General features: G+C 70.4%; 20 protein-coding genes. 14 read left to right on the plus strand and 6 right to left on the minus strand.

Annotated features, from left to right (window positions below; all coding sequences use genetic code 11):
* Positions 1 to 5: 5 nt before the first annotated feature.
* The 5 genes from OOK38_RS25570 (at position 6) to OOK38_RS25590 (ending at position 4591) form a co-directional block, all read left to right on the plus strand.
* Positions 6 to 1592: an ATP-binding protein gene (locus OOK38_RS25570; protein ID WP_266756791.1), complete on the plus strand. Its 1587-nt coding sequence runs from the start codon at positions 6 to 8 to the stop codon at positions 1590 to 1592.
* Entirely contained in the window at positions 1589 to 1996 is a 408-nt protein-coding gene (locus OOK38_RS25575) for a roadblock/LC7 domain-containing protein (RefSeq protein ID WP_266756789.1), read from the plus strand. Before OOK38_RS25570 ends, OOK38_RS25575 begins: the two co-directional genes overlap by 4 nt.
* On the plus strand, positions 1993 to 2433 hold the full coding sequence (locus OOK38_RS25580) for a DUF742 domain-containing protein (RefSeq protein WP_266756787.1): 441 nt from the start codon (positions 1993 to 1995) through the stop codon (positions 2431 to 2433). The genes OOK38_RS25575 and OOK38_RS25580 overlap by 4 nt, the downstream gene beginning before the upstream one ends.
* Positions 2414 to 3034, plus strand: coding sequence for an ATP/GTP-binding protein (locus tag OOK38_RS25585; RefSeq protein WP_266756785.1), 621 nt, complete (start codon positions 2414 to 2416; stop codon positions 3032 to 3034). The genes OOK38_RS25580 and OOK38_RS25585 overlap by 20 nt, the downstream gene beginning before the upstream one ends.
* Before the next feature lie 75 nt (positions 3035 to 3109).
* Complete coding sequence (locus OOK38_RS25590; protein WP_266756783.1) at positions 3110 to 4591, plus strand: cytochrome P450; 1482 nt, start codon at positions 3110 to 3112, stop codon at positions 4589 to 4591.
* Here OOK38_RS25590 and OOK38_RS25595 read toward each other — a convergent pair.
* Positions 4585 to 5544, minus strand: coding sequence for an RluA family pseudouridine synthase (locus OOK38_RS25595; protein ID WP_266756782.1), 960 nt, complete (start codon positions 5542 to 5544; stop codon positions 4585 to 4587). The two genes, OOK38_RS25590 and OOK38_RS25595, sit on opposite strands and share 7 nt — an antisense overlap.
* A 4-nt stretch (positions 5545 to 5548) precedes the next feature.
* Entirely contained in the window at positions 5549 to 7099 is a 1551-nt protein-coding gene (locus OOK38_RS25600; RefSeq protein WP_266756780.1) for an amino acid permease, read from the minus strand.
* Positions 7100 to 7324: 225 nt separating this feature from the next.
* On the opposite strand from OOK38_RS25600, the gene OOK38_RS25605 reads away from it, so the two are divergent.
* The 3 genes from OOK38_RS25605 (at position 7325) to OOK38_RS25615 (ending at position 9991) form a co-directional block, all read left to right on the plus strand.
* Positions 7325 to 7972, plus strand: coding sequence for a PadR family transcriptional regulator (locus OOK38_RS25605; RefSeq protein ID WP_266756778.1), 648 nt, complete (start codon positions 7325 to 7327; stop codon positions 7970 to 7972).
* 229 nt (positions 7973 to 8201) lie between these two features.
* The gene (locus OOK38_RS25610; RefSeq protein ID WP_266756776.1) at positions 8202 to 9218 is read left to right on the plus strand and encodes an ATP-binding cassette domain-containing protein; all 1017 of its coding nucleotides are present in this window, start codon (positions 8202 to 8204) and stop codon (positions 9216 to 9218) included.
* On the plus strand, positions 9215 to 9991 hold the full coding sequence (locus OOK38_RS25615) for an ABC transporter permease (RefSeq protein WP_266756774.1): 777 nt from the start codon (positions 9215 to 9217) through the stop codon (positions 9989 to 9991). Before OOK38_RS25610 ends, OOK38_RS25615 begins: the two co-directional genes overlap by 4 nt.
* 453 nt (positions 9992 to 10444) lie before the next feature.
* Here the strand turns inward: OOK38_RS25615 and OOK38_RS25620 are convergent, their stop codons facing one another.
* Positions 10445 to 11281 (minus strand): siderophore-interacting protein, encoded by an 837-nt coding sequence (locus OOK38_RS25620; RefSeq protein WP_266756772.1) that lies wholly within the window; start codon positions 11279 to 11281, stop codon positions 10445 to 10447.
* Positions 11282 to 11382: 101 nt separating this feature from the next.
* Positions 11383 to 12321 (minus strand): 5'-3' exonuclease, encoded by a 939-nt coding sequence (locus tag OOK38_RS25625; protein WP_266765602.1) that lies wholly within the window; start codon positions 12319 to 12321, stop codon positions 11383 to 11385.
* A gap of 171 nt (positions 12322 to 12492) precedes the next feature.
* Here OOK38_RS25625 and OOK38_RS25630 point away from each other — a divergent pair, with 171 nt between their 5' ends.
* The 6 genes from OOK38_RS25630 to OOK38_RS25655 all read left to right on the plus strand — a co-directional run bounded on the left by OOK38_RS25630 (position 12493) and on the right by OOK38_RS25655 (position 19453).
* Positions 12493 to 13572 (plus strand): glycine betaine/L-proline ABC transporter ATP-binding protein, encoded by a 1080-nt coding sequence (locus OOK38_RS25630; protein ID WP_266756770.1) that lies wholly within the window; start codon positions 12493 to 12495, stop codon positions 13570 to 13572.
* Positions 13565 to 16180: an ABC transporter permease/substrate binding protein gene (locus OOK38_RS25635; protein ID WP_266756768.1), complete on the plus strand. Its 2616-nt coding sequence runs from the start codon at positions 13565 to 13567 to the stop codon at positions 16178 to 16180. The genes OOK38_RS25630 and OOK38_RS25635 overlap by 8 nt, the downstream gene beginning before the upstream one ends.
* Positions 16181 to 17297: 1117 nt before the next feature.
* On the plus strand, positions 17298 to 17879 hold the full coding sequence (locus OOK38_RS25640) for a helix-turn-helix domain-containing protein (protein ID WP_266756766.1): 582 nt from the start codon (positions 17298 to 17300) through the stop codon (positions 17877 to 17879).
* A 60-nt stretch (positions 17880 to 17939) separates the two neighbouring features.
* Positions 17940 to 18668, plus strand: a complete 729-nt coding sequence (locus OOK38_RS25645) for a helical backbone metal receptor (protein ID WP_266756764.1) — start codon at positions 17940 to 17942, stop codon at positions 18666 to 18668.
* 237 nt (positions 18669 to 18905) lie between these two features.
* Entirely contained in the window at positions 18906 to 19040 is a 135-nt protein-coding gene (locus OOK38_RS25650; protein ID WP_266848846.1) for a hypothetical protein, read from the plus strand.
* A 137-nt stretch (positions 19041 to 19177) separates the two neighbouring features.
* On the plus strand, positions 19178 to 19453 hold the full coding sequence (locus tag OOK38_RS25655) for an amphi-Trp domain-containing protein (RefSeq protein WP_266756760.1): 276 nt from the start codon (positions 19178 to 19180) through the stop codon (positions 19451 to 19453).
* A gap of 270 nt (positions 19454 to 19723) precedes the next feature.
* Here OOK38_RS25655 and OOK38_RS25660 read toward each other — a convergent pair whose 3' ends face one another.
* Positions 19724 to 21547 (minus strand): choline/carnitine O-acyltransferase, encoded by a 1824-nt coding sequence (locus OOK38_RS25660; RefSeq protein WP_266756758.1) that lies wholly within the window; start codon positions 21545 to 21547, stop codon positions 19724 to 19726.
* Entirely contained in the window at positions 21544 to 22389 is an 846-nt protein-coding gene (locus tag OOK38_RS25665; protein WP_266756756.1) for a class I SAM-dependent methyltransferase, read from the minus strand. Before OOK38_RS25665 ends, OOK38_RS25660 begins: the two co-directional genes overlap by 4 nt.
* Positions 22390 to 22417: the final 28 nt, after the last annotated feature.

A 22417-nucleotide genomic window follows, 5' to 3' on the forward strand; every position in this document is an offset into this window, starting at 1 on the left:
CATACATGGTGAGTGTTCAATCGCCTCCCGGTGGCCGTGAACTTCCCTACGCGCGCGTGCTGTTGCTGCCGGCCATACTGATGGCCGTGGCGACCGGCGCCGCCGTCGCCGTGGTGACGGAGCCGGCCCGGGCCGCGGTCGCCCTGTGCGGTGGCTTCGCCACACTGCTGGTCATCGCGATCGGCGGCGAAGCCGTCCGCCGCGGCCGGGTCGCCCGTGAGCTGCGGGCCGACTTCGCGAGCCGCACCGCCTCCCTGGAACAGCGCGTCGCCGCGCACGATCAGGAGATCGTGCGCTTCACCCGGGAGATCCTTCCGTACGCGCTCGACCGACTGCACGACGGAGATTCACCCTCGGAGGTGGTCCGCACCCTGGGGCGCGGCACACCGGAACACCGCGAAATCCCCAAGTCCCAGCAGGACTTGCTCAAGAAGCTGCTCAAGATCGTCGACACCGAGGAGTCGATGCGCGACGCCGCGCAGCGCTCCTTCGTCAACATCGCCCGGCGCGTCCAGGCCATCGTCCACCAGCAGAACAACGAACTCCGTGAGATGGAGGAGGACCACGGGCGCAACCCCGAGGTCTTCGACGACCTGCTGCGCATCGACCACGGCACCGCGCTGATCGGCCGGCTCGCCGACTCCATCGCCGTGCTCGGCGGCGGCCGTCCCGGACGCCAATGGCCTGAGCCCGTACCGCTGTTCAGCGTGCTGCGCGGCGCGATGTCCCGCATCCTGGAGTACCGGCGCATCGAGCTCCACAACATCGTCGACGTCGCCGTCACCGGCGTGTCCGTCGAACCGCTCATCCACGCCCTGGCCGAGCTCCTGGACAACGCCACCCGCTACTCGCCGCCGCACACCAAGGTGCACGTCACCGCCATCGAGGTGCAGACCGGCGTCGCCATCGAGATCGAGGACGGCGGCGTCAGCCTCAGCGACGAGTCCCGCGGCAAGATCGAGGAACTGCTCCGGCTGGCCGCGGCGGGCGTCGACCCGAACGTCATGGGCCAGGCGCCCCGGCTCGGCATGGCCGTCGTCGGACGACTCGCGCAGATGTACAGCATGCAGATCTCGCTGCGGCAGTCCGCGTACGGCGGTGTCCGCGCCGTCCTCGTCGCACCCCGCGACATGCTCACCACCGACTTCGCCCCCGGTCTCGCGCACGGCATCGGAGTCAACTCCGTGGCCGGCATCGACAACGGCGGGGTCGAGGGCCCGGCGCGCAAGCCCAAGAAGCGCCGGCCGACCACGGGCCCCCGCATCCCCTCGTCGAGCGGCGACCCCCGCGAGGACGACGTCCCGGTGGTCACGGAGTGGACGCCGGGCGGCCTGCCGCAGCGTCGCAGCCGCGTCAAGGTCCCGCTCAGCCAGCGGTACGCCGAGGCGCGCGCCGAGCAGGAGGCCGCCGAGGCCACCGGCGTTCCGTCCGCGTGGATGCCCGAACCCGCACCCGAGGAGAAGGAACCCGAACCCGGCCTGTGGGTCGAGGCGTTCATGAACGGTCTCAAGGGCGACCCGGACCCGACCGCATTCAGCACGGACAACCAGCCGGCCCCTGCCGAGGGCGACGACGAGGGGGACCTCAAGTGATCCAGCAGCGAGCCAACTTCGACTGGATGCTCAAGGATCTCGCCGACGGAGTGCCGGGCATCCAGCAGATCGTGGTGCTCTCCGCCGACGGACTGCGCATCGCCCGCTACGGCGGCGACCCGGACGCGGCCGACCGGGTCGCCGCGGCCTGCGCGGGCCTGCAGAGCCTGGCCGGAGCCGTCGCGGGCGAGATCCCCAAGAGCGACGGCCGGATGCGGATGGTCATCATCGAGATCAACGGCGGCTACTTCTATCTGATGTCGGCCGGAGCCAACGCCTACCTCGCGGTCCTCGCCAACCAGACCGCGGAACCGGGGCTGATGAGCAACCGCATGCGCGACCTCGTCGTCCGGATCGGCGCCCATCTGACGAGTCCGCCGCGGCGCAACGGGCAGACCGTATGACTCCTCCGCAACGTCGGCGGCGCCAACCCAGGGAGCGGCCCCCGGAACCCCCCGCAGCGGGTCCCTCCCCCTCGGACCCGGAAGGTCCCGAGGGGGAGGGCAAACCGAAGAACCCCGAGCGGCTCTACGTGCTCACGGGCGGCGGTGAGGGCGGCGACCGGGCCGAGCTCGACCTGGTCACGCTGGTCGTCGCACGCTCCGCCGAGCCGCCGCCCGCCGCCCAGCCGGAGCAGTCGGCCCTGCTGCGGCTGTGCAAGGCCCCCTTGTCCGTGGCCGAGATCTCGGCCTATCTCAACCTGCCGTTCAGCGTGGTGACCGTCCTGCTCACCGAGCTGCTGACGGCCGAACTGGTACAGGCGCGCGCCCCGATCGTCCGTCAGGCGCTCCCCGACCGTTCCCTCCTCGAAGCGGTGATGCATGGACTTCAAAAGCTCTGACACCATCACGGGCCCTCGTGCCGAGGACCACCTGCCGCACACCGCACAGGCGGCGGTGAAGATCGTGATCGTGGGCGGCTTCGGAGTCGGCAAGACGACCATGGTGGGCTCCGTCAGCGAGATCAAGCCGCTGACGACCGAGGAGACCATGACGCAGGCCGGCATCGGAGTCGACGACAACTATGGTTCCGAGACCAAGACGGCCACCACCGTGGCCATGGACTTCGGCCGGATCTCCATCACGGACCAACTGGTGCTCTACCTGTTCGGCACACCGGGCCAGGAACGCTTCTGGTTCCTGTGGAACGGCCTGTTCGAGGGAGCGCTCGGCGCGGTCGTCCTGATCGACACCCGCCGTCTGGAAGTCAGCTTCGATGTGATCGGCCGCCTGGAGGAGCGCGGTGTTCCGTTCGTCGTCGCGATAAACGACTTCCCCGACGCGCCCCGGTACCCGGTCGAGGACCTGCGGGCCGCGCTCGACCTGGCCGAGGAGATCCCGATCGTGAAATGCGACGCCCGCCGCAGGGCCTCGAGCCGGGACACCTTGATGACGCTGATGCGGTTCCTGCATTCGCTGGCGATGACTTCGGCGCGCGTCTGAACGCCGTACCGTGAACGGCACCCCGCACGCCAACTCCCCATCCACAGAACGTATTTCAGCTTCGGAGCGATCATTGTGACGACTGAATCCCACTCTTCGACCGGCACGGAAGAACCCCCGTTCGGCCCGCCCCCCGGCTGCCCCGCCCACGGCGCCGGCCCCGGCGTCGGACCGGGCGGGCTGCGCCGCCTGTACGGACCCGAGGCGGAGGACCTGGGCGCCCTGTACGAGAAACTCCGCGCCGAACACGGCGCCGTCGCACCCGTGTTACTCCACAACGACCTGCCGATCTGGGTCGTCCTCGGCCACGCCGAGAACCTGCACATGGTCAGCACGCCCTCGCACTACGCGCGCGACAGCCGGCTGTGGACCGCCGTCCAGGACGGCACGGCGGGCGCCGACCACCCGCTCGCCCCCCACATCGCCTGGCAGCCCATCTGCTCCCATGCCGAGGGCGACGAGCATCTGCGGCTGCGCGGAGCGGTCACCGGCGCCATGACGACCATCGACTTCCGCAGCCTGCGGCGCTACATCAACCGCGCGACGCAGCGCCTGGTCAACGAGTTCTGCGAACTCGGCGAGGCCGACCTGGTCGGGCAGTTCGCCGAGCATCTGCCGATGTCCGTGCTCTGCGAGATCATCGGCATGCCCGAGGACTACAACGACCGCATGGTGCAGGCCACCCGTGACCTGCTCAAGGGCACCGAGACCGCGATCGCCAGCAACGAGTACGTGATGAGCGTGCTGACGCAGCACACCCTCCGGCGCCGCGCGGAGCCCGATGAGGACTTCACCAGCCATCTCATCAACCACCCGGCCCGGCTCACCGACGACGAGGTCGCCCAGCACCTGCGGCTCGTGCTGCTCGCCGCGTACGAGGCCACCGCCAACCTCATCGCCAACGTGCTGCGCATGGTGCTCACCGATCCGCGCTTCCGTGCCCAGCTGAACGGCGGGCAGATGACCGTGCCCGAGGCGGTCGAGCAGTCCCTGTGGAACGAGCCGCCGTTCAGCGCAGTCCTCGGCTACTTCGCCAAGCAGGAGACGGAGTTGGGCGGCCAGCGCATCCGCAAGGGCGACGGACTGCTGTTCGGGATCGCGCCGGGCAATGTCGACCCCCGGATCCGTCCCGACCTGGAAGCCAGCATGCAGGGCAACCGCTCCCACCTCGCCTTCGGCGGCGGTCCCCACGAGTGCCCGGGCCAGGACATCGGCCGTGCCATCGCCGATGTCGGCGTCGACGCCCTGCTGCTGCGGCTGCCGGACGTCGAACTCGACTGCGACGAGAACGACCTGCGCTGGCGGGGATCCATGTCGTCGCGCCACCTCGTCGACCTGCCCGTGCGGTTCGAGCCCAGGCCGACGCAGGACGTCATGCAGCGGCCCTCCGTCCGGGCGCTGCCCGCCCAGCGGTCCCACTGGCAGGTCACGACGGACGGTCCGGCGCCTGCCGCGCCCGCCCCCCAGCCGGTGGCCCCGCCGGCCGCTCCGGCCGCCGAGCCCGCCCACCGGCTCGGAGCCTGGCAGCGCCTCCTTCGGTGGTGGCGCGGCTACTGATCCCCGGAGGGCCCGGCCGACCACGTGTCGTACGAGGTCCACGCCTCCAGCATCCGTCCACTGACGAACCGGTGGGCCAGCCCGGTGACCGGATCGGTGAACTCCAGTACCCGCGCCAGCAGTTGCAGCGGGCGCCGGAAGTCGCCGGCCGGCACCGGGCCGGTCACCACCGGGTACAGCGGATCACCGAGGATCGGGACCCCCGACGCGCTCATGTGCACCCGGAGTTGATGTGTCTGCCCGGTACGGGGAGTCAGCCGGTAGCGCCCCAGACCGTCCCGGTGTTCCACCAGTTCGATCCGGCTGACCGCGTTCGCCTCGCCCGCCACCTCCTGTGCGGCCATCACCCCGCGTTCCTTGAGGATGCGGCTGCGGACCGTGCGCGGCAGGCCGAGACCGGGGTCGTACGGGGCCACGGCCTCGTACTCCTTGCCGACCAGCCGGTCGCGGAACAGCCCCTGATAGGCGCCGCGTTCCCCGGGCCGTACGGTGAACAGCACGAGCCCGGCGGTGAGCCGGTCGAGGCGGTGTGCGGCGCCCAGCTCCGGCAGGCCCAGCTCCCGGCGCAGCCGGGCGAGGGCCGTCTCGGTCACATGGCTGCCACGCGGTGTGGTGGCGAGGAAGTGCGGTTTGTCGGCGACGACGATGTGCTCGTCCCGGTACACCACCTCGAGCGGGAACGGCACCGGCTCCTCGTCCGGCAGCTCCCGGTGGAACCAGAGGAACATCCCCGGCGCGTAGGCGGCTTCGGCGGTCAGCGGCCGGCCGCCCTCCCCGACGATCAGTCCTTCGTCGATCATCGCGTCGATGACCCCGTCGCCCGCCGCGAGCCGCTCCACCAGATGCTCCCGCACGGTGGACCAGCTCCCCTCCCGCGGCAGTCTGAGCCGCACGGGGTCGACCCCGTGGCGCTGCGGGAGGGGAGAGGGCGGGATCCGGGGCTTGCGTCTCACCTGGTCAAGCGTACGAGGCCGGGACCACCTCGGGAGACTCCGGCGCCGTCGCCCGCGCCCGGTACGCCCGGTACCCCACGCCGACGACCAGCGTCACGGCGAGGAACAGCACGGTGAACCACTGGAAGTACCAGTGCCCGCCCGCCGGGTCGTACACCGCGGCGCGCGGCCAGGCCAGGTTGACCGTCATGAAGAGGCCGTAGACGAGGGCGAGCGCGTTGACGGGGATGCCCCAGCGGCCGAGGGAGAAGAGCGGCGCGCCCGTCTCGTCGGTGCCGTCCGCGGTGAACTGTCCGCGCAGCCGGCGTACCAGCAGCGGCCCCGTGACCATCGCGTAGGCGAGGTACAGCATCACGATGCAGGTGGTGCCGATCGCCAGGAACGCGTCCGGGGAGGCGAAGTTGAGGAGCAGCAGGGCGGCCGCGAGGACGCCGACGACCAGGGCCGGGGCGCTGGGCATGCCGGTGCGCGGGTCGACCTTGGCGAGACGGCCGGAGAAGGGGAGCTGGTTGTCGCGGGCCATCGAGAAGAGCATGCGGCAGGCGGCGGTCTGGATCGCCAGGGTGGCCACCGCGACGGCCACCACCACATCGGCGAGCAGCGCCCGGCCGACCCCGTCGCCGAGGCTGCTGGTCAGGACGTAGCTCAGGCCGTCGACACCCAGGCGGCCGTTCGTGAGACTCGGGGCGGCGAGCAGTCCGCCGAGCACGATGAGCCCGCCGAGCAGACCCGCCGCGCCGAGCGCGGTGAGGATCGTCCGGGGCGCGGTGCGCCGCGGGTTGTGGGTCTCCTCGCTCATCTCGCCGGCGCTGTCGAAGCCGATCATCACGTACGCGGCCATGAACGAGCCCACCATCAGGGCACCGAGCAGACCCGTGCCGCCCTCGCCGGTGTGGAAGGTGATGCCGGGGGAGCGCTCGGAGTGCGTGAACAGCAGCACGATGATCAGGACGGCGCCGATGATCTCCGCGGTGACGCCGATCCGGTTGACCGCGGACATCACACGGTTGTCGAGGATGTTCACCAGCGTGGTCAGGACGAGCAGGACCACGCCCAGGACGGCCGCGTTGGCCGCGCCGTCGGGGCTGGTCGGGGCCGGATCGTCGCCGATCAGCTGGAAGCCCGACCAGATCGCGGGCAGGACCATCTGCAGGGCGAGTGCCGCCGCGGCGACCACCACGATCTGTCCGATCACCATGATCCAGCCGGCGAACCAGCCGAAGGAGAGGTTCGACAGACGCGAGGACCACTGGTAGATCGCGCCGGAGATCGGATAGCGCGCGGCCAGTTCCGCGAAGCACGCGGCGACCGCGAGCTGGCCGATCAGCACGGCCGGCCAGGTCCAGAAGAAGACCGGGCCGCCGAAGGCGTACCCGAAGGCGAAGAACTGGAAGACCGTCGTGAGGACGGAGATGAAGGAGAACCCGGCGGCGAACGAGGCGTACCGGCCGAGGCTGCGGTGCAGCTCCTGGCGGTAGCCGAACTCGGTCAGGGAGCGGTCGTCGGGGGACTCCGGCGGATCGGGGCGTACGTCGGAGGGGGCGGTGGTGGTCACGGCGGCACCTGCCTTCGGCGCGGAAGGGTGAGCGGGATTCCTGTCGGGTGACAGAAATTAGGGAGACCCTGTTTCGCCCGCGTGACGCGGTCGTGTCGGTGGCGGGCCGAAGTCCTCACGCGCTTGCCGTCCGCGCTCCGACGCGATACATCGTGTGTATTGACGGGTGTTCCGCATACGCGATATGTTCGGCTACGGATATTCGGAGACGAGTCGAGAGGTGTGATGGCGATGAAGCGACGCAAGCTGAGCAACCCGCTGGCGCTCGCCGTCATGACGACGCTCTGGCAGCGGCCGATGCATCCGTACGAGATCGCCCGGACGTTGCGCCGTCAGGGCAAGGACACCAGCACGAAGATCAATTACGGCTCGCTGTACACGGTCGTGCAGAACCTGGAGAAGCACGGCTTCGTCGAAGTCACCGATGTGGAGCGGCAGGGCAACCGTCCGGAGCGCACGATCTACGGCATCACCGAGGCCGGGCGCGAGGAGATGACCGAGTGGCTCTCCGACCTGATGGCCGTCCCGGCCCGCGAGTATCCGATCTTCGAGACCGCGCTCTCGCTGATGGGGGTGCTGCCTCCCGACGAGGTCGCGCGGCTGCTCACGGAGCGCCTCAACTCCCTGGAAGTGCAGGCCGCGAGCGCCCGCGGCGGCCTGGAGAAGCTGTACGAGACGCTGCCCCGGATCTTCCTCGTGGAGACCGAGTACCAGCTGCACATGGTCGAGGCGCAGGCGGAGTGGGTCCGGGGCTTCCTCAAGGAGCTCAGGGAAGGCACCCTGCCCGGCGTCAAGGAGTGGCGGAGCTTCCACGAGACGGGGGAGATCCCGCCCGAGTTCCAGGACTTGGAGGAACGCCCCTTCGAGCAGTGACCCGAAGAAAAGAACAGACCCCGGCGGGACTGTTGCACCAGTCCCGCCAGGGTCTCGAACCCCGAACTGAATCCGCCGTGCGGCAGTTCCAGGCGATCGAGGTGCGGCACACCCAGGATAGCCCGGCGCTCTTCACGCGGATCGGATCGGCAGTCACCCGAGATCACTCGGGAATCCGAGATCACCCGGCTTCACGCCGGACATCCGCTCACTTGGGAGAGCAGCTGTCATGAGCAGTACTCGTGCGCCCGCGGTAGAGGCGCGTCAGCTCGTCAAGACCTATCCCGGTGACGTCACCGCGCTCAGCGGCATGGACCTCACCGTCGAGCAGGGCACCGTCTTCGGCCTCCTCGGCCCGAACGGCGCCGGCAAGTCCACCACCGTCAAGATCCTCACCACCCTGGCCCGCCCGGACTCGGGCACCGCCACCGTCGCGGGCCACGACGTACTGCGGCACCCGGACCGCGTCCGGCGTGCGATCGGCGTGGTCGCGCAGAGCTCGGGCGCCGACCCGGCGGCCACGGGGAGGGAGAACCTCCGGCTCCAGGGCAGGCTCTACGGCCTGAAGGGTGCGGGCCTGGACCGCCGGGTCGACGAACTCCTGGAGCGGTTCACCCTCGCGGACGCCGCGCGGCGCCCGGTGAAGGGCTACTCGGGCGGCATGCGACGGCGCCTGGACGTGGCGCTCGGTCTGGTCCACCGCCCCGAGGTGCTCTTCCTCGACGAGCCCACCACCGGACTCGACCCCGAGGCGCGCACCGCGATGTGGGACGAGATCGCCCGGCTCGCCGGCGACGAGGGCCTGACCATCCTGCTGACCACGCACCACCTCGAAGAGGCCGACCGGCTGGCCGAGCGCGTCGCCATCGTCGACCGCGGCCGTGTCGTCGTCGAGGGCACCCCGGACGAGCTGAAGGGCGAACTGCGCGGCGACGCCGTCCACGTGGAACTGCGCGAGGCGGTCGGCGAGGCCGGCCGTACGCTGCTGGAGGGCGCTCTCGGCGGACTGCCGGGCGTGCATCAGGTGCTGCTCGACGGGCGGCGGATCAGTGTCCGCGCCGACGACGGCGGTGCCGCGGTGCCCGCGCTCCTGGCGGCGCTGGAGCGGGCCGGGGTCGGGGTCGCCGCCGCGACCGTCGCCCGTCCCTCGCTCGACGACGTCTATCTCCGCTACGCGGGCCGCCGTTACGCGGAGGCCGAGGCGGAAGGCGCCCGCTCCTTCGTCCTCGCCGGAGGTGCCCGATGAGCACGGCCGTTTCGCAGACCTGGTACATGACGCAGCGTCAACTCATGGTGTTCGCCCGCCAGCCCGCGTACGCGATCATCACCCTGATCCAGCCGGTGATCTGGCTCTTCCTGTTCGGCGCTCTCTTCAGGAAGGTCGTCGAGCTCGGCGGCTTCGGCACCACCTCGTACCTGGACTACCTGGTGCCGGGGGTGGTCGTGATGAGCGCCCTCAGCTCCAACATGTGGGCCGGGATGGGCACGTTGGAGGAGATCCAGCGGGGCACGCTCAACCGCTTCCTGACCACGCCGGTCAGCCGGGCCGCGCTGATGAACGGCAACGTCGTCAACAACGGCCTGATCACCGCCCTGCAGTCCGTCGTGATCGTGCTGCTCGGGCTCGCCGGGGGCGCCGACTACCCCGGCGGCATCGGCGGCGTGGCGATCCTGGTCCTCGCCTCCGTCCTGCTCGGCACGGTCTTCGGCGCGCTGTCCAACGCGCTCGGCATGCTGGTGCGGGAGCGGGAGTCGATCATCGGCATCAACACCTTCCTGCTGCTGCCGCTCACGTTCCTCTCCAGCGCCTTCATGGCGCCGTCCCAGATGCCCGGCTGGATGCGGCACATCGCCGACTTCAACCCGCTCGACTGGGCGATGGTCGCGGGCCGTTCGGCGATGTCCGAGCACCCCGACTGGGGTGGCGTGCTCAGCCGGTCCGGCGCGCTGCTCGCGCTCGCGGTGGCGGCGGTCTGGCTGTCGATCCGCACGTTCCGGTCGTACCAGCGGTCGGTCTAGTCCGCGGGCCGGCGGCCGGTCGCACCCACCGGCGGTCGCCGGCCGGATCATGGGCGGCGGTCGCTCCGGCCCCACGGGCGGGCGGCCCGGTCTCGTGCCCGGGTGGGCGGCTGGTCTCGCGTACGGGTGGTGGGCCGGTCTCACTCCCGCGCGGTGGCTGGTCTCGCGCACGGGCAGGCGGCCGGTCTGCCTCCCGGGCGGTGGCTGGTCTGGCGCCCGGGTCGGCGGCTGGTCTCGCGTACAGGTGGTGGGCCGGTCTCACTCCCGGGGCGTGGGCCGGTTTCGCCCCCGCGCGGGCGGCTGGTCTCGCGTACGGGCGGTGGCCGGTCGGGCTCATGGGTGGCGGACGGTGCCGTCCGCGGCGGCCGCCCCGCCCGGCTGTCCGTACGTACGTCAGGAGGCGGCCCCGCGAATCGCGGGGCCGCCTCCTGACGTACGGGGTGTGACCGGGCGTCAGGCCGACGCCTCCTGCTCCGCCTCCACCTGGGCGTTCCACGCGCGCTTCGACGCCTGCCAGCCGTCCTCGTTGTGGCCGAGGCGCCAGTAGCCGGAGATGGACAGGTCCTCGCGGGCGATCTCCCGCTCGACCCGCAGCAGTTGGCGCAGTTCCTTCACGAAGCCCGCCTCGCCGTGCACGAACGCGTGCACCCGGCCCTCCGGGAACACCAGTCCGCGTACGGCCTCCACCAGGGCCGTGCCCACGGACCGGTCGCCGCGGTGCAGCCAGACGACCTCCGCGTCGGAGTCGATCTTCTGCTCCTCCTCGGGTCCGGAGACCTCGACGAAGGCGCGGACGACGGCGCCGTCGGGCAGCGACTCCAGGGCGGCGGCGATCGCGGGCAGCGCGCTCTCGTCACCGGCGAGCAGATGCCAGTCGGCGCTCGTGTCGGGCGCGTAGGCGCCACCGGGGCCCATGAACCGGACGACCTCGCCCGGCTGCACCCGCAGGGCCCACGGCCCGGCGAGTCCCTCGTCGCCGTGCACCACGAAGTCCAGTGTCAGCTCGCGCACTTCGGGGTCCCAGGCGCGCACGGTGTACGTCCGTGTCACCGGCCACTGCTCGCGCGGGAACTCCTCGCGAATGCGCTCCAGGTCGAAGGGCTCGGGATAGGTGACGCCCTCGGCGCCGAACAGCAGCTTCACATAGTGGTCGGTGCTGGTACCCGTGGCGAACTCCGCCAGGGTGTCGCCTCCCAGTACGACCCGTTGCATGTGGGGGGTCAGCCGCTCGGTCCGCACCACAATTGCGGAGTGGGGTTTCCGGGGCTTGCGTTCCGGGCGCTCTGCCATGGCTGCCTCCTGATTCACATGGTTAGGCTTACCTAAGTTAGCACCTCTTCCTCTGCGGTACCTATGTATGAACCGGTACCAGTCATGTCAGAAGCGTTCAACTATGCCTGCAGTGTCGTGAGCAGGCGGTGCAGTGAACCGCCCAGACCCCAGCGCGCGGCCAGTTCGTCCAGCGCGGCCGGATCGCGCGGCGCGTGCGGCAGCGCCGGGTCCACCTCGGGCAGCGGCACGTCGCCGGCGACCTTGACGACCGTCGGCGCCACGGCGACGTACGGCCGCGACTCGTCGAGACGCTTGCGCTGGGACGGGGTCAGCCTGGCCTTCGGGTCGTCGACCGCGGCCATGATCCCGGCCAGGTCACCGAACTCGGCGAGCAGTTTGGCCGCCGTCTTCTCCCCGATGCCGGGCACGCCGGGCAGTCCGTCGCTCGGGTCGCCGCGCAGCAGCGCCAGATCCGCGTACCCCGGACCGTCCACGCCGTACTTCTCGCGCAGCCAGGCCTCGTCGGTGAGCTGGAGGGTGCCGACGCCCTTGAGGGGATACAGGACGCGCACCCCCCGCTTGTCGTCGACGAGTTGATACAGGTCGCGGTCGCCGGTCACGATGTCGACCGGGCCCGTGGCGCGTCCGGTGAACGTGCCGATCACGTCGTCCGCCTCGTACCCCTCGACCCCCACGCGCGCGATGCCCAGTGCGTCCAGGACGGCCTCGATCACGGGCACCTGCGGGGAGAGCGTGTCCGGCACCTCCTCCTCGTCCGGACCGGTCTCGGTCTCCACCGCGACCCGGTGCGCCTTGTAGGACGGGATCAGGTCGACCCGCCACTGCGGACGCCAGTCCGCGTCCATGCACGCCACCAGATCGTCGGGGCGGTGGTCCTTGACCAGGCGGTCGATGAATTCCAGCAGCCCGCGCACGGCGTTCACCGGTGTGCCGTCCGGGGCCCTCACGGATTCCGGCATACCGAAATAGGCGCGGAAGTACAGCGAGGCGGTGTCGAGAAGCATGAGTCGTCGAGTCTGCTGTGTCACGTTCCGCATCATGCCGTACGCCACTGACAGTGACCTGGACCACTCCCGTGTTTGCTCCGTGTAAGCGGGGGCAGGCGCCGCCTCTGAGAGAACCCGGTTGTGCATTCAACCGTCACCAGCCGTCGGGAACATCGAAAGCGTTCGTTCAGCCCGTTCCCCACGTTCGAACGAGAGGCACACGTGTCATCCAGGCTTGAGGCCGACCATCTGTACAAGGTGTTCGGAAGACGATCGGAAGCGGCCGTGGAGCGGCTCCGTCAGGGGGCCGACCGTGAGGAACTGCGCGCCGACGGCACCACCGCCGCCGTGATCGACGCGTCCTTCACGGTGGAGCCGGGGCAGATCTTCGTCGTCATGGGCCTGTCCGGATCCGGCAAGTCCACGCTGCTGCGCATGCTCAACGGACTGCTGGAGCCCACCGCGGGCCACGTGCGCTTCGACGGCCAGGACCTCACCGCGCTCAGCGGGCGCGAACTGCGCGAGGTCCGCTCCCGGAAGATCAGCATGGTCTTCCAGCACTTCGCGCTGTTCCCGCACCGCAGCGTGCTGGAGAACGCCGCCTACGGCCTGGAGGTCCAGGGCGTACCGGCCGCCGAGCGCAGGGAACGCGCGATGACGGCCCTCGAACTGGCCGGACTCGCGGGCTGGGAGAAGTCCTGGCCGGACGAACTGTCCGGCGGGATGCAGCAGCGCGTGGGGCTCGCCCGCGCCCTCGCCACCGACGCCGATCTGCTGCTCATGGACGAGTCGTTCAGCGCGCTCGACCCGCTGATCCGCAGGGACATGCAGGACCAGCTGATCGAGCTCCAGAAGAAGCTCAAGAAGACCATCGTCTTCATCACGCACGACCTCAACGAGGCGATGCGCCTCGGCGACCGGATCGCCGTCATGCGCGACGGCCGCATCGTCCAGATCGGCAGCGCCGAGGACATCCTCGTCCGGCCCGCCGACGACTACGTCGCCTCCTTCACCCAGGACGTCGACCGCTCGCGGGTGCTGACCGCGGGCGCCGTCATGGACACCGGGATACGCGGCGACGAGGCCGACTGCTCGTGCGAGACCGCCACGCCGGACACCTCCTTCGTGGACCTCTGCGCGATCAGCGCCCGTCTCTCCCACCCGGTCGCGGTCGTCGACAAGGAGCACACCCTCGTCGGGGTCGTGCCCCGGCAGCGGCTCGTCGGCTTCCTCGGCGACGAGCAGGGCACGCCCGAGCGGTGTCCCAGCCCGCGCAGCGAGGAGGTGAAGGCCGGTGCCTAGGATCCCCTTCGGCGACTGGGTCAACGACGTGGTCGACTGGCTGCTGAACCACATGGCGTGGCTCTTCGACTTCCTCAAGACCGTCTTCTCCGGCACCTACGACGGCATCAACGCCGTCCTCCAGGCGCCCCAGCCGCTCCTCCTCGCCGGCATCTTCGCCGTCATCGCCTTCTGGCTGCGCGGCACCTCCGCCGGTGTCCTCACCTTCGCCGGGTTCGCCTTCATCGACTCCCTCGAACTGTGGGAGGACGCGATGGTGACCCTGTCACTGGTCCTCGTCGCGACGCTCATAGCGCTCGTCGTCTCGGTGCCCGTGGGCATCTGGGCGGCCCGCTCCGACCGGGTCAGCGGCATCGTCCGGCCGGTCCTCGACTTCATGCAGACGCTGCCCGCGATGATCTACCTCATCCCGGCGATCCTGTTCTTCGGCACCGGTGCCCCCGCCGGCATCGTCGCCACCCTGATCTTCGCGCTGGCCCCCGGCGTCCGTATGACCGAACTGGGCATCCGCCAGGTCGACAAGGACCTCGTCGAGGCCGCCGACGCCTTCGGCACCACCCCGCGCGACACCCTGCTGCGCATCCAGCTGCCGCTGGCGCTGCCCACCGTCATGGCGGGCGTCAACCAGGTCATCATGCTGGGCCTGTCCATGGCCGCCATCGCGGGCATGGTCGGCACCGGCGGACTCGGCGGCGACGTCAACGAGGCCATCGGCCAGCTGAACGTCGGCCTCGGCTCCGAAGCGGGCGTCGCCATCGTCATCCTCGCCATCTACCTCGACCGCATGACCGGCGCGCTGGGCACCCAGGTCTCCCCGCTCGGCCGCCGCGCCGCCGCCAAGGCGCGCGCCGCGCAGGGTCTGAAGGTCTGGTCGTACCGCCCCCGTCCCGTCGTGGCCCTGGCGGGCGTCGTCGTCCTCGCCCTGGTCGCGGGCGGCCTGGGCGTCTTCGGCGGTGCCGGCTCGACCTCCACCGCGGCCGACGGCGAGAACGTCGGCCAGGGCAAGAAGGTCACCATCGGCTACATCCCCTGGGACGAGGGCGTCGCCTCCACCTTCCTCTGGCAGGAGATCCTGGAGCAGCGCGGCTTCCAGGTGGAGACCAAGCAGTTCGACGCGGGTCCGCTGTACACCTCGCTGGCCCAGGGTGACATCGACTTCGAGACCGACTCCTGGCTGCCGACCACGCACGAGCAGTACTGGAAGAAGTACGGGAAGCAGCTCGACGACCTGGGCTCCTGGTACGGCCCGACGTCCCTGGAACTGTCCGTGCCCGCCTACATGAAGGGCATCGACTCCCTCGAGGACCTCAAGGGGCAGGCCGGGAAGTTCGGCGGCAGGATCACCGGCATCGAGTCCAGCGCCGGAATGATGGGCCTGCTCAAGAGCAAGGTCCTCAAGGCGTACGGGCTCGACAAGGAGTACAAGGTCGTCGACAGCTCGACGCCCGCCATGCTGGCCGAGCTGAAGCGCGCGTACGCCAAGAAGGCGCCGATCGTCGCCACGCTCTGGTCGCCGCACTGGGCCTACAGCGACTACAAGCTGAAGAAGCTCAAGGACCCGAAGGGCGCCTGGGGCAAGGGCGACGGGGTGCACACCCTCTCCCGCAAGGGCTTCGCCCAGGACAACCCGGTCGTCGGCGAGTGGCTCAAGAACTTCAAGATGACCGAGAAGCAGCTGACCGGTCTCGAAGCGGAGATCAACAAGGCCGGCAAGGGCGATCAGCAGGACGCGGTGCGCGCCTGGTTGAAGAAGAACCCCGGCGTCGTCGACAAGCTGGCCCCGGTCGAGGGCTCCGCGTCCGCCACCCCGGCCGAGGCGAAGCGCCCGCTGGATGTCGCCTGGTTCCCCTGGGACGAGGACGTCGCCGTCACCTACCTCTGGAAGAACGTGCTGGCCCGGCGCGGCTACCAGGTGAACCTCAAGCAGATGGATGTGGGCCCCGTCTACACGGGACTGGCCTCGGGCGACCTCGACCTCAACTTCGACGCCTGGCTGCCGTACGCCCAGTCCAACTACTGGGAGCAGCACAAGAACGACCTGAAGGACCTGGGTACGTGGTACGAGCCGACCTCACTGGAGATCGCCGTCCCCTCGTACGTGAAGGACGTCAAGTCCCTCGCCGACCTCAAGGGCAAGGCCAAGACCTTCGACGGGAAGATCATCGGTATCGAGCCGGGCACCGGTGAGATGAACCTCCTCAAGAAGAAGGTGCTTCCGGGCTACGGCCTCGACAAGGAGTACAAGGTCGTCGACGGCTCGACGCCCGCGATGCTGGCCGAGCTGAAGCGCGCGTACGCGAAGAAGGAGCCGGTCGCGGTCGTCCTCTGGTCGCCGCACTGGGCGTACAGCGAGTACGAGCTCACCAAGCTCACCGACGACAGGAAGCTCTTCGGCGAGGGCAACACGATCCGGACGATCTCCAGCGAGAAGTTCCCCGGCCAGTACCCGAAGCTCACCGAGTGGATCAAGAACTTCAGGATGAGCGAGGCCGAACTCGGCAGCCTGGAGAGCGAGATCAAGCAGCGCGGGCAGGGGCACGAGGAGGACGCCGTCGCCGGGTGGCTCAAGGAGCACCCGGACATGGTGCAGCGGATGACTCCGCGGTAGAACGTGCGGACCGTTCACCCCGAAGGGTGGTGAGCGGTCCACACCGAGGCGTGGTCGGCGGTTCACTCCGAGGGGTGGTCCTCGTCGCGCGGGTTCCTTGACCCGCGGGGCGAGGACCACCCCTCGCCGCGTCGGCGGGGCCCCGGCTCCGCTCCCTGCCTGTAGCCCCATAGCCCCGTAGTCCGGAGCCCGGGAGTGAGGCAGTGCGGGAGCCCCGGAGCCCGAGTTGCGCGGGTGGCCGTGGGGCGACAGCCGCCGCGTTGCCCCACGAAGCCTCCGCCCCGTTCGTCCCGGAGGGGTCCCGTGCGCACGCTTCGGCCGGTGCCGCTCCGCGGGGGAGGGCGGTCCGTACGCACGGCCGATGACACTCGCGGCCACGTACTGGCGTACGAGAGAGATCCGGACAACCGCGTCGCGGTACGCGGTCACCCCGGTCCGGCGCCCGCCGGACCGACGGCCGCGACCGCGCGTTCCGCGCGCCGCCCCTCCTCGCGTGCCGCTCCGGGTCCGCGGCGGCCACCGCCGCCCCGCACGGCAGCACCGCCCGACACACCGGCCGCCACCGGACGGGACTCCCCGCGGACCGCCAACCTCTCCTCGCGCGCGCCGACTTCGGGACCCGGCACACCGAGCCCGACCAGCGGCTGGACCACGCCCCGCGTGCCCGGGGGGCCGACGGCGACGCGGAGGCCGCGCGAGTTCCCCGAACTCGACGGCGAGCGGCCGGTGTTGACCGCGGGACGGCGCGAGCGCGGGGACTTCGGGAGCCGGCGGAGGTATGCCTACGATCCGGCGCTCGGCCCACTCGCCCGGCGCACGCACGGAAGCGGCCGGAGTCCGGCCCACGCCTCTGCGATGCCGCCGGCCCCGAGGACGGGCATCCCGCCCTGGTGGTCGGCCCTTTCGTCCCGCGCGAGCCGGCCGCGCCCGCGGGGGCGGGCGGGCTCACTCGGTGGCGCGAACTGTAACCCTCACACTCCCTCGATGTGACAGCGATGTGACGGGTGCATGAAACGGTTTGCCGAACATGCGTAGGGTGCAAACAACTCATCAGAAGGAGCGGGCCGGAAATCCGGACGGTTCGCGGACCGACGACGCGAGGGAGGGAGCCGGAGCCATGGGCGACCACAAAGAACAGCCCCTTCGGGTGGGTGCGGCCGTACGGCGACGGCGTCGGGCACTACGGCTCACCCTCGCCGTGGTGGCCGAGCGCAGCGGCCTGTCGGTGCCCTTTCTCAGCCAGGTGGAGAACGAGCGGGCGCGGCCCAGCAAAAGCTCCCTGGAGAGAGTGGCCGACGCTCTCGGCACCACCGCCGTCGACCTGCTGGCCGCCGCCGACCCGGCGTGCAGTGTCGACGTCGTACGCGCCGACGCGGGCGCCGAGTTCACGCCCGAGGCCCATATGCGCCCCCTGGTGCGCGGTCACCACCAGATGCACGCCACCGAGTTCACCGGTGACCACGAAGAAGGACGCGAACTCCAGCACCGCAACGACAAGTTGATGTACGTCGCCGACGGTGCCGTCGAGGTCGAGGCGGAGGGGCGCGCCCATCGCCTGGGCCGAGGTGACACGCTCTATCTGACCGGCGGCGTGCGGCACCGCTGGCGCGCCACCGTGCCGGACACCCGGGTGGTCGTGGTCGAGGTCGCCGACCACATCGACGCGGTGGAGGACCGGCACAACGCCGGAAAGCGCTGAGCGGTGCGGGCGGGACACGGCGGGCGAGACGGCGAGACGGCGAGGGAGAGGCGGACGGGCATGCGGGTGGTGTCCCTCGTGCCCTCGCTGACGGAGGCCGTGGCCGTGACGGTCCCCGGCGCCCTGGTCGGCGCGACCGACTGGTGCAGCCGCCCCGCGGACCTCGACGTCGCACGGATCGGGGGCACCAAGAACCCCGACGTCGACGCCGTCGTGCGGCTCGCGCCCGACCTCGTCGTCGCCAACGAGGAGGAGAACCGGGAGCCCGATCTGACCGCCCTGCGGGAGGCCGGCGTCGAGGTGCTGGTCACCGAGGTGCGGGATGTGCCGGGGGCCCTTCGGGAACTGGACCGGGTGCTCCGCGCGTGCGGTGCGTCCGCCCGTCCGCGCTGGCTGGACGAGGCGGAGGCCGCGTGGGAGGACCCGCCCGCCCCGGCACGTCGTACGACCGCGATCGTGCCGGTCTGGCGGCGGCCCTGGATGGTGCTGGGCCGCGACACCTTCGCCGGAGACGTCCTCGCCCGGCTGGGCGTCGACAACCTCTACGCGCGCCACGAGGAGCGCTATCCCCGCATCCCGCTCGCCGAGCTGACCGCGGCGGCCCCCGATCTCGTGGTGCTGCCCGACGAGCCGTACCGCTTCACCGCCGACGACGGGCCGGAATCCTTCGCGGGGATTCCTTGCGCCCTGGTCGACGGCCGCCTGCTGACCTGGTACGGACCCTCGCTGGCCGAGGCCCCCGCGCGGCTCGGCGAGGCGCTGCGAACAGCGCCTCCCCGGATGCCATGAACCCGCCTCCGATGACGGCGGGCATCGGGCGCACAACCCCGCGCCTGCCGACATCAGGTTGCTCGCCCACACCGCCATGACCGACCGGCTCACACGGGCAGATCCGAACTTCCTGAGCCTCAACCTGCTCTTCCTGCTCGGCCGCACTGAGTGCGTACGCACGGCGCGAGCACCTCTACGCGTCGCGCGGACACGACCGAGACGCAACAGCAGGCACATCCAAGACTTCTGCCCGTCGTGATCGGATACGTGATCGCGATCCTGATCGGAATCGTCCTGCCGGAAGTCGCGGTGGCGTTGTACTTCGGAATCGCGGTGTACCTGGTTGTGCCGTTCCGGGAAGTGGCACGGCCGGCGTTCCGGCGCTCATAGCCCACGCCGGTCGCACATCGCCATCGGAAAGGGCATCGCCACGCCGGAGCGGGTCCATCCCGCCGTGAGGATGCCTCCTGCGACGCACGGCATCACAATGACTGAGGCATACCTTTTCCGCCGGATCGGAGATCTCCGTGAAGGACCTCGAATTCGAGCACAAAAGTTCCTTGTCACGCCTTGAGGCCGCCGATCAGCTCGCGGCACTCGCAGTCGCGCTCAGGGATGGTGGCCGTGCCGAGCTCCAGCTCGGCCCCGGCAAGCTGAGCCTGCAGATCCCCCAGGAATTGCAGAGCGAAATCGAAGTGGAGGTCGGGGACGGGAAGATGGAACTGGAGATCGAGCTCAAGTGGTCGACCGCCCAAGGCGAGGAAGTCGTGGCCACTCCTGAAGATGAGCGGGGCGACGGCTGAGGGACGTCGCCGAGCCCGCGAGCGAACCGGCAGAGGCTCCTTTCATCGAAGCGCTGCGACCCGCCGACCGCTGAAGGATCCGGCGGCGGCGCTGTCCGCCGAGGTTCCGACCGCCCCGCGCGATCTGGTCACGCCCAGTTCACGGCACACGTTCGCGAACCCCTTCGATGCTCAGGACCGGCTCAGCCACTGGAGCCGACCCAGGCTGCCGGACCGTGGTCCCCGAACAGGAGTTCCGGTCGGGGGCCAGGGTCCGGCGGCGGTGTCCGTTCAGTCCTTCGGTCGCTCGGGCGCCAGCAGCTCCCGGAGTTCGTCCATCGCCTCCCGGAGCCGGTCGGCGAACGTCCGCATCTGCGCGGCGACCGCCAACGGGGTGCTCAGGTAGAGGTTGAACCGCTCGGGAAGCAGCACATAGGCGACACCGATGCACTGGCTGCTGGTCGACCCGAAGCCGAAGTGCTGGATATTGACGGACGGCGCGGAGCTCGTGCTCAGGTAGTCGTCCCGCATGGTCGACCAGCCCGGCGTCCGGTACAGCGCGGGCTGCTCGGTCACCCCGAGCTCGGCCCCCCGCCGGCGCTGGATCAGCTCCAGCTCCCACAGGTGCTGCTCGGGCACCTGCCCGGCCTGGCACGCCTTGGCGCGCGCCACATGGGCCTCCGTGGCTGCCCGGAACGCGGCGCGCCGGGCGTCCGCGTCCGCTTCCGGGTCCTCCATCGCCGCCACGAAGGCCACCATCTCGGGGGTGACGACGCGCATCGCCTCGGTCCGCCCGTGCCGGTACTGCCGGGTGGCGATCGACTCGTACGTGGCGCCCAGGTGCCCCTTGGCGCGCTGGTGGGCGAGCTGGTAGGCGGCCTGGACGAACGCGTCCGGCGAGACCCCCAGCACCTTGGCCGCGCTGCTGCCGAAGTCCGCGAACGACAGCGTGCTGGTCGCGGTGTTCTCCCCGTACGCCGCGAAGGCGGCGGCGGCGGAGCGCGCCTGGTCCCGCAGAGCGTCGTCCAGTTCGAACACGATCGGCTCCAGCGCCGGAAGTCCCTGCGAGCGGGCTCCGGACTGCCGGGACTGCTCCTCGGCCGGGGTGTTGAGCAGGGCGTCGGTGAAGGTGAGGATCGTGGTCCCGTCCAGCTCGCAGTGCTCGACGTTGATGCCCGCCCGTCCGTCGGCGAAGACGACGAAGGACACGGCCTTGTCGAACCAGCGGTTGCCGCGGTCGCCGTACAGCAGCTGGTCACAGGCTTCCTGGACGTCCGCGGGGGCGAAGTCCTCCAGAGCGACGCAGAACAGCGCGGTCTCGACATCGTCGAGGGCGTCGGCGTTGCGGGGGTGGCAGGCGAGAAGGGACTCCCGGGCGGCCGCCCACTCCGCGCGGGCCATGGTGGTGAGGTGGCCCACCGAGGTGTCCGCGTCGGCCGGGCCGGCCTTCATCACGGCGCGCAGCCCCGCCTCGATGTCGTCCAGGCTGTGCGGGACACCGTCCGGACCCAGCACGTCCAGCCGGAACATGCCGCCCCGGAAGAACACCACGATGTGCCGGGCCTCGGACGGGCCGGGCCACTCCTCGGTGTACGGGGCGCGGACGGTGTCCTGCGGCACGCCGGGGATACGCGTGGTGGAGAACAGGAACTTGTTCTGCACCATCGACTGAGGCGCTCCGCGCTGCACCACCGGAGGAATCAGCCCCTGATCGAGCTGCTGCTTGTAGTTGAGTGCCCCGGCGACGAGCCCGGCCGCCCGCTCCACCTGCGCCTGGCCGGAGTCCTGGAACAGGAAGAAGAAGTTGGCGTTGAGGGCGATCCGGTCCCGGCGGCCCAGGTATCGGTACGGCCAGAAGGTGTCGAGCCAGCTGTGCACGCCCTCCGTGGCGTCGTATTCCTCCAGCGCGGCATGCAGCACCCGGCCGGGGCCACCGGGCCGGAGGAAGGCGGCGACCTCCGCCTCGGTCGCCGACCGCTCCTCGGCGGTCAGCAGCGGCGTACACCAGGCGAGAAACCTCTCGCAGCTCGCCTCCAGCGTGGGCAGCGGCACGCGCGGGAGGCCGTCCTCCTGGGCGAAGGTCGCGTTGCCTGACGCATCCTGACTGGTCTTCAACTCTGTTCTCGATTCGGATCGTCGGTACCTGTGATGTCGTACGGCCGGGAAAGGTAGAGCTGTGCGTACAGCCAGCCTTCCGCCTCCAGGCCCCGTGGATCCACCCCCGCGGCGGACATGCCGTCGAGCACGAGCGCCTGCTCCTGCGGGGAGGCGAACCGCCGCTGTCTGAACACCTCGTCGACGCGGACGGTCCGGTAGCCCAGACTCGCCAGCGCGCGCTCGACGGGGTCGAACGGGAACATCCGCAGCACGAAGTGCGCCATCCAGGGCCGGCGGACGCCCTGCGCCCGGACGACTCGCGTGAGCGTCCGCTCGGTGACGTAGCCGACGCAGCCCGTCGAGATCACCAGGTCCGTACCCGAGAGCTGGGCGCGCTGTCCCGGTGTGGGCTCGTGCTCCTCCAGGTCGGCGTGCACCACGTCGTCGAGGAACCCGGCCTCAAGAGCGTAGGACAGCGCGCTGCCGGAGGTGTCGAGGCCGACGAAGCGGATCGCCTGCGGGGGTCGGCGTGACCGGGCCAGCTCCCGGTCGCGGGCCAGCAGAGCCTCGCGGCTCTCACTCGCACGGTCCTCGTCGCCGTAGCGCGCGTACAGCTCGTCCATGGACGCGTCGTACTTCAGCAGGGCGGCGTTGATCCCGTACGAGCAGCCGATGTCCAGCACCTTCGGTACGGCGACGCGCCGGGACTCCCGGTACTCCGTGATGATCTTGGCGAAGTAGGGCTTGGCCTGCTGCGGAACGCCGTAGTCGAGCGGGCGCAGCGCGGTGAAATAGGACCGCGGATCGGGCTGGTCGTAGATGTGGTCGAGTGAGACTTTTCCGGTCACGTCGAAACGCACAGGGCTTACTCCTCCGTGGATCGCGCAG

The sequence above is a fragment of the Streptomyces sp. NBC_00568 genome (assembly GCF_026341855.1).
In the GTDB taxonomy this organism is placed as follows: domain Bacteria; phylum Actinomycetota; class Actinomycetes; order Streptomycetales; family Streptomycetaceae; genus Streptomyces.